Below are 5,970 nucleotides of genomic sequence, written 5' to 3'. Positions count from 1 at the left end.
GTCTTATATATTTGAAAATTTATATTAAATTTAATAACAAACTATAATTTTTATACATAGTATATATATTAACCTTTCCGTATATCGATATCTTTAATCAATACAATTATTATTAACCATATAGAAAGGAGTTATATATTATGATTGATGCTCATATTGGTAAACAAATTAAAGAATGTCGTGAAAAAATAGGGTTAACCCAAGAACAGTTTGCAGAAAAAACAGGACTCACCAAAAACTATATTTCTACTGGTGAAAGAGATGCTATTTATCTAAATACTTTTCTATCTTACTAATCAAACCTTTATCTTCGGGCAACCAGTCTACACTATACAATGTTTCTTTTGTAAGCCATTTTGAAGCATTATGCTCATTTAAAATTAAATCTCTAGATTATAGTTTGCATATAAAACAAGCAATAGAAATATGGAATGTTGGATAATCCTATTCTACTACATCTAATATACTTTCTATAAAAATAAATAAAAATACTTCCATTAACTTAAAACATAATTTTACAAGTTTTGATTTATTACCAGAAGTATGTTTTTCTTTTTTATAATTGGTTATATATTATCTCTAAGTTAGTATTTAAAGTACTTGGATAAGCAGCTACAAAAGACTTCATATCAGGATAATTAGAAATTACCTCACACAATTTTCTATGCTGTCTTACTGCATGTAGTCCCATTAATTGTCTACTGTAATAACAAGCTTCATCATCTTGAGCTTTCATATGATATAAATCTTTAATATTTTTAACCGAACCTGCACTAAGGCATGCTGGACAACCACATAAAGGCATACTATCTTTTACTTCATTTAATTTAACATACGAACAAGGCTCAGATCTTAATGTTCCATCATAATTAATTCCACCTACAAAATATTTACTAAAACTAGAACCAGGAATTGGATTTGGATTATATACCATTTTGGTAGACTCCAAATTACCATCTCCTACTCTTCTAACAGGAGAAGCTGCATCAAATGATGTTGCTCCACAATAATAATTCATAGCAATATTAGGATATCCTCCACATCCTAGTGCATGAATTGGTCTATCTCCAACTTTATTTCTAACTAATCGGCAAGCTCTCGCTGGTGTTACTGTTTCAACAAATCCACGTTTCTTTGTTTTTTTGAAATTAATATCATCATACCATGAGGCATCTACTTGCTTATAGCTTGCAATTCCACCTAATGCAAATCCCCAGAATTTATATAAATATGTGTTCTCCAAGGATAAAATATAGTCAACACATGCTTCATAGTCTGTTTGTAAAGCTCCATGTATTGTTGCTAATACATATGGATAAAAATTAGGTTTTGAAGCAAGATATTTGATTGTTTCTTCTAAAAGTAAATTATTGATTTTTTCAGAGTCAATTGTAGCAAGAAAATCACATAATTTCTTATTAGACTTTTCTCCATCTTTTTCTGTATACTTACCACCTAAATCAAAACCAACTACTATATCAACATGAAGTTTATCAGCAAAATCATAATAATCTTTCATGTGCTGAACAATTACTTCATCTAATTTAGACACATCATAATCAATTTCTTCTGCTATCTTTTTTACAATATTAGCTGCACCAGAATCTAAAAGAAAAACCTTATCATTAAAATCATACGGAACACTAATATAGTTAGAATATATCTCATTCTTATCTTGAATTAGCATTTTTCTAATGTCATTATATACATCTCCAATTTTAGAATATCCTGACAAATCATCAAATGCATGACTTTGAAAAATATGCGGGTATCTATTATTAATATAATAATAGTTTATTAATGCAGGTGTATCCCCTGTAAATTCTGAATAAACTATTTCTCTATCCTTATCTCCATTACCTCCACCATAGTTATATACCTGAAAAAAAGAAGGCACTGGAAGCCTCTTTCCATGTACATCTAAATATTTCATTAACATTCTCCTTTTGCACAAGATACAGCCCCCAAAGGCTATATACCTGTTTCAGGGACTGTAATTAATTAATAGAATTTAACATTATTCTTTTTCAAATTTTCAAAAATGTTTACTAGCTCATCAAATGAACCCATCTCTCTCAAATCTGCAAAATAGTAGTCTTCATCATTTTCTTTTTTTATAATTACATTACCAGAAAAAATTTTATCTTTTATCATTTCTGTAGTTTCAAAAACAATATCTTTATAATTATAATAATTTAGTATATGAATATAAAAAACAGGCCTATCTAAATCTGAATCAACAACTGAAATCCTTTCCTTTAACTCAGATAATCTATATAATACTGCCTGTTTTTCTATTATATCTTTTTCAATTTTTCCTTGATAATTGTGATAGAAAAATTCAATATAAGCTAAAATTCCTCGATCTGTTCCTAATAGCATATATTGTGGATAAAGGTCTTTATTAGGCTCCCAACAAGATATATTTAATCTTTTTTTTTTCTTAACCCATAAACTTATTTCTTCACCTATTACTTTTTCAATTTGAAGATGTAGTCTTGAATGAGAACCTTGTAAAATTGAGTTGTCTAAAAAACTATCAAGTTTAATTTTATTTTGATAATCTAGATTTTTACTTAACTTGTTGTTTATTTTATATATAAGTTCTTCATATGTTTCTAAATCTTTCAAAATCTTGCCTCCTAGAGTAGTAATTTAAACTCTTCTAACATTTCTTCAAAACTCTTTAATTCCAATAGATATGAATAGATTTTTGAAAAATAACGAGCATTAATAGACTTTTTATCATCACCCTCACGTTTTTTTCTTTCGAATTCAGCATGCTGTTGTTCCATATGCTCTTTAATCATATAAGAGTTTTCATAAAAAATCCCCTTAAGACATGGATAATCTATCCAGTGCACATAATAAACTGGAACTTCAATTTCCTCTTCTATTAATGCAAGCTGTTTTTTCATTTTCTTGTAATCTAATGTAGCACTTCCTTCATAACATTCTCTTCCAGTAAATCGTTTAGCATATACAAAAGGGGCTGCATGATATTTCACTTCAAAATAAGCAGCTATGCTTCCATCTTCTCTGAGAATTTTACAATCTGGATAACTTCTATTCTCAAGATCACCTCTACAAACTTTAGTTTGTAATTTTTTACTTAGAAAATCCATCAATTCCTCTTCCATTTGCTTTCCTAATATGACATCATACTTAGGAATACTCTCATTTCTTTTAGGGATAAAATAATTTCCACATTTTTTACATATGTCCTTCATTTCTGGAATACATTTCTTAGCATCTGCTACTGTAGCTAGTTCATCATATGTATTAGTTTTATAGAAATAATCATAGCATTTAGCATTATAATCATTCCAACAAAATTGATTTTCAAATATTTTTACATTTTTAAAAAATTTTTCAAATCTAGGCTTTGACACCTCAATTAATTCATTATATAGCATCTATATACACCTCCAGGAATAATGCACAAAATATATGTACATTATACCACTTTGAGGTCATTTTGTATATGATTCTATATACACTTAACATTATATATCAAATTTAAGTTGTTCTGCTAATTCTACCGATTTTGACTGTGCATTTTGAAAACGTTCCACTTTCTCAGCATCTTCATATAACTCATCAAAAGTGCTAGCTGGTATAGTACCTTCTGTTTTCAATCTTCGTTCACATTCTTCTTTATATTTCGCATCCAATTCAAAGCCAATTGCATTTCTTCCCATAATCTTAGCAGCTACTAGCGATGTTCCACTCCCTGCAAAAGGATCTAATACAATATCTCCAGGATTAGTTGCCATTTTTACAATTCGAACTATCATCGGAAGTGGATAAATGGTTGGATGTGATAAATTCAATTTTTTCTTTGTCATATTGTTTACTCTATCAAAATACCATACATCTGTTGGATTTCTACCTCCTCCTTCTGCAAGTCGCTTATCTCCTTTTGTAATATAAGGAATTCGTACATCATCTAAGTTAAAAATATAGTTATCTAAATCTTTTACACCCCATAATATATTTTCATATCTACCAGACAATCGATTTGTACAATTTTGCATATTATTAAATGTCCATGTTATCATATTTCTTAAGTACAAATTATTATTCTTAAGGATTTGATATCCTATAAAAGGAAGTGGAACTATCTCTTTTGAATCTCCTACTGGAACGGGCGAAAGATTCAGGAAAAATGCTCCATCTGGTGTTAAAATCCTATATACCTCTTTTGTTACATCATTAATCAGTTCTTTCCATTCATTAAGAGCTATTTTATCTTTGTATTTACCATATGGTTTTCCTATGTTATACGGTGGTGATGTCACCACTAATCTTACAGATTTATCTGGAATTGTTTTAAGTAGTTCTCGGCAATCTCCTATTCTATAATCATACATTACCCTTGTTCCTCCAACCTTTGTAATCTTTCATTAGCCATATTGCAGTAATCCCTTACTACCTCATACCCTAAATAATGTCTTCCTAATTTTTTTGCAACTACAGCAGTTGTTCCACTACCCATAAAAGGATCAAGTACTATATCTCCAGGATTTGTTCCAGTTAAAATAATTCTTTCAATAAGCTGTTCTGGATATTGTGCAGGATGTCCTGTTCTTTCATCAAAATTTCCTGACACCATTGATATTCTCCAAACATCTGTAGGATTTTTCAACTGACTTTTATATCTATCTGGTCTGTAGTTTAATGCTGGTATCTTAACATCATCCAAATTAAATGTATATTTATTTTTATCTTTTACAAACCAAAATATATATTCATATCTTGGTGCAAATCTCTTATTTGTTGATCCACCCCAGTCAAAATTCCAAATTATCACATTTTTTAAGTACATATCTTCAAAGAAATCTTGTATCCAAAATGGTGTAACAATTGCTCCATCTATCAACCTATTTTTTATATTTATCCATATTGAACCATCATCTTTTATCACTCTTTTACATTCTTCAAAAACTCTTTTAAGCATTTCTCTATAATCAGTTTCACTCATTTTATCATTATATTTGACTCCTTTACTTTCAACAATTTTTCCTTTATAGGTTTTATTTCCATATTGAATATCTATATTATATGGTGGTGAAGTTACAACTAAGTTAATACTTTTATCTCTAATTTCTGTCATATTCTCACTTGAAGTCATGTATATTTTATCAACATTCATCTTTCTCTTTTACCTTCTTTAATATTAAATTGTAGTCTTACTTTGAAAGTTTTCAAAGTTCTTTAATCAGATAAATAATAAGTATAATATTAACATTTACCTGTATCTTAAATAATTCTTGGAATAAACGATTTTTGCAACTCATTTTATGTATAGAACAAATTTATTAACAAGTTTAATTTACTTAATTATCTTTAGTTTTTTATGAAATCTAATTAATTTAAAGTTATTTTATCATAGTTTGAGAAATTTCTTATATTACAACTAACACATATAACAAGAAATTTAAAATTCTTCATTCTTTTTATCAAACATACTAATATTTGTGTTATTTTTTTCAGACTTTATATATTTTCCTGTTTTAATTCTAGAATCATGAGGCTTTTTTGTATCTATAGGAATTGCCCATTCTCTTCCAAATTTCTTAACATTTGGGATCTTATTTTCATTACATAATGTCTGAATTCGTCTAACTGATAAATTCCATTTTTCAGATGCTTCTTTTACAGTAATATAATCCATCCTTCCTCTCCTTTCTTCTTATTAAATTCAAACCTATTATAAGCGTTCAGACGTCGAATATCAACTTAATTATCGTGAAGTTTTTAGTTATATTTTTCATAAATTCTATCTAGATTTTTCAATAAGTTTTGGTTACTAAATAATTTTCATATCTGACTTTATTACACCTTTAATAGCTTTAACTAGATTAGTTTAACAAATATATGATATAACAAAATCTTTTTGTAGTATCATATCATTTTCTATTTTTTATATTCTTTCTATTATACTTATTATTTATCTGATTAAAGAAC

7 protein-coding genes are annotated in these 5,970 nt (G+C 27.9%); 1 reads left to right on the top strand and 6 read right to left on the bottom strand.

What is annotated here, in order from left to right:
- Positions 1–140 precede the first annotated feature (140 nt).
- Positions 141–296: a helix-turn-helix domain-containing protein gene (locus B5E58_RS12980; RefSeq protein WP_088110071.1), complete on the top strand. Its 156-nt coding sequence runs from the start codon at positions 141–143 to the stop codon at positions 294–296.
- 260 nt (positions 297–556) lie between these two features.
- Here the strand turns inward: B5E58_RS12980 and B5E58_RS12975 are convergent, their stop codons facing one another.
- From B5E58_RS12975 to B5E58_RS12950, 6 genes are all read right to left on the bottom strand, one after another.
- Positions 557–1,933 (bottom strand): hypothetical protein, encoded by a 1,377-nt coding sequence (locus B5E58_RS12975; RefSeq protein ID WP_088110070.1) that lies wholly within the window; start codon positions 1,931–1,933, stop codon positions 557–559.
- Between the two features lie 68 nt (positions 1,934–2,001).
- Positions 2,002–2,631: a hypothetical protein gene (locus B5E58_RS12970; RefSeq protein WP_088110069.1), complete on the bottom strand. Its 630-nt coding sequence runs from the start codon at positions 2,629–2,631 to the stop codon at positions 2,002–2,004.
- 11 nt (positions 2,632–2,642) lie between these two features.
- Complete coding sequence (locus B5E58_RS12965) at positions 2,643–3,416, bottom strand: hypothetical protein (RefSeq protein ID WP_088110068.1); 774 nt, start codon at positions 3,414–3,416, stop codon at positions 2,643–2,645.
- 90 nt (positions 3,417–3,506) lie between these two features.
- Positions 3,507–4,373 (bottom strand): DNA-methyltransferase, encoded by an 867-nt coding sequence (locus tag B5E58_RS12960; RefSeq protein WP_088110067.1) that lies wholly within the window; start codon positions 4,371–4,373, stop codon positions 3,507–3,509.
- Entirely contained in the window at positions 4,373–5,155 is a 783-nt protein-coding gene (locus tag B5E58_RS12955) for a DNA-methyltransferase (RefSeq protein WP_088110066.1), read from the bottom strand. Before B5E58_RS12955 ends, B5E58_RS12960 begins: the two co-directional genes overlap by 1 nt.
- Before the next feature lie 285 nt (positions 5,156–5,440).
- Positions 5,441–5,677, bottom strand: coding sequence for a helix-turn-helix domain-containing protein (locus B5E58_RS12950; RefSeq protein WP_088110065.1), 237 nt, complete (start codon positions 5,675–5,677; stop codon positions 5,441–5,443).
- Between the last annotated feature and the right edge of the window lie 293 nt (positions 5,678–5,970).

It is taken from the genome of Tyzzerella sp. An114, assembly GCF_002161055.1.
GTDB lineage: Bacteria > Bacillota > Clostridia > Lachnospirales > Anaerotignaceae > Fimicola > Fimicola cottocaccae.
Note: the sequence above shows the minus strand (reverse complement) of the source record. Positions and strands in the feature narration are given on the sequence as shown.

Bases quoted from the DNA above. Each gene is read 5' to 3' on its own strand.
- B5E58_RS12960 (WP_088110067.1), bottom strand. From the start codon at position 4,373: ATGTATGATTATAGAATAGGAGATTGCCGAGAACTACTTAAAACAATT.
- B5E58_RS12965 (WP_088110068.1), bottom strand. From the start codon at position 3,416: ATGCTATATAATGAATTAATTGAGGTGTCAAAGCCTAGATTTGAAAAA.
- B5E58_RS12950 (WP_088110065.1), bottom strand. From the start codon at position 5,677: ATGGATTATATTACTGTAAAAGAAGCATCTGAAAAATGGAATTTATCA.
- B5E58_RS12980 (WP_088110071.1), top strand. From the start codon at position 141: ATGATTGATGCTCATATTGGTAAACAAATTAAAGAATGTCGTGAAAAA.
- B5E58_RS12975 (WP_088110070.1), bottom strand. From the start codon at position 1,933: ATGAAATATTTAGATGTACATGGAAAGAGGCTTCCAGTGCCTTCTTTT.
- B5E58_RS12955 (WP_088110066.1), bottom strand. From the start codon at position 5,155: ATGAATGTTGATAAAATATACATGACTTCAAGTGAGAATATGACAGAA.